The 719-nt window shown below is 61.2% G+C and carries 2 protein-coding genes; both read left to right on the top strand.

The features are described 5' to 3' along the window. The first annotated feature begins 185 nt into the window (after window positions 1-185). Window positions 186-533 (top strand): hypothetical protein, encoded by a 348-nt coding sequence (locus tag NW837_RS15335; protein WP_414332516.1) that lies wholly within the window; start codon window positions 186-188, stop codon window positions 531-533. Further along, the coding region (locus NW837_RS15330; RefSeq protein ID WP_414332514.1) for a hypothetical protein at window positions 530-719 on the top strand (190 nt) is incomplete at its 3' end. The genes NW837_RS15335 and NW837_RS15330, both read left to right, overlap by 4 nt.

Raw genomic sequence — 719 nt, 5'->3', positions numbered from 1 at the left:
GGGGAACCCACGCGCCCCACGCGGTTCCCCTCGCGAAGCGGGGGGGACCTACGGAGGGGGGCAATTCATGAACTTTGGACACGCGATTGGTATAAGACCTCTTGTTTGCTGACGCCAGAGCCTGATTTGTCCGCAGGCTATTGACATCTCTGACCAATTTATGATATAATTAGAATATGTGCACAGTGCCACTGACACTGTATGTCGGGACGCTTCAGGTGGAAGCGACGCCAAAGGATGTGCTGAACCAAGCGGAGCCGTTGGCGCCGACCTTTGTGAACGCCGAGTCGGTTCGCGCCTTCTACTGGACGGGCGTCACAGGCGGCAGCGCGCCGATTGCCTACACGGTGCGCGGGGGCAACACCAACGGCTGGCAGTGGAGCCAGTCGGGACAGATAGTCGGCAACGCGCGCGGCTGGTTCCGCGTGGTTGTTAAGCCACCCGCCGCGTACAACTGGTATCGCCTCGAGGTATCGGGCGCGTCCCAAACGATGCAGAGCAAAATCACAGGAGTGGAGGAGGTTGCAGAATGAGCGCAGAGCGCATCACGCGACGCGAAATGCTGAAACGGCTGATTGTCGCCCCGATTGGCGCAACTGTGCTGACCACGCTGGAGGTACGCCAAGCCTCGGCAGCCACGATGCAGCCCTACTACGACCCGTACTTCGTCGCCGTGCTGTGGGAAGGGCGCACGCGCTGCGACTGCCTGTGGCGCAGCT

This window comes from Synechococcus sp. R6-10 (assembly GCF_047461815.1).
Lineage (GTDB): Bacteria > Cyanobacteriota > Cyanobacteriia > Thermostichales > Thermostichaceae > Thermostichus.
The sequence above is the reverse complement of the archived record's forward strand: the minus strand, read 5'-3'. Positions and strand labels throughout refer to the sequence as shown.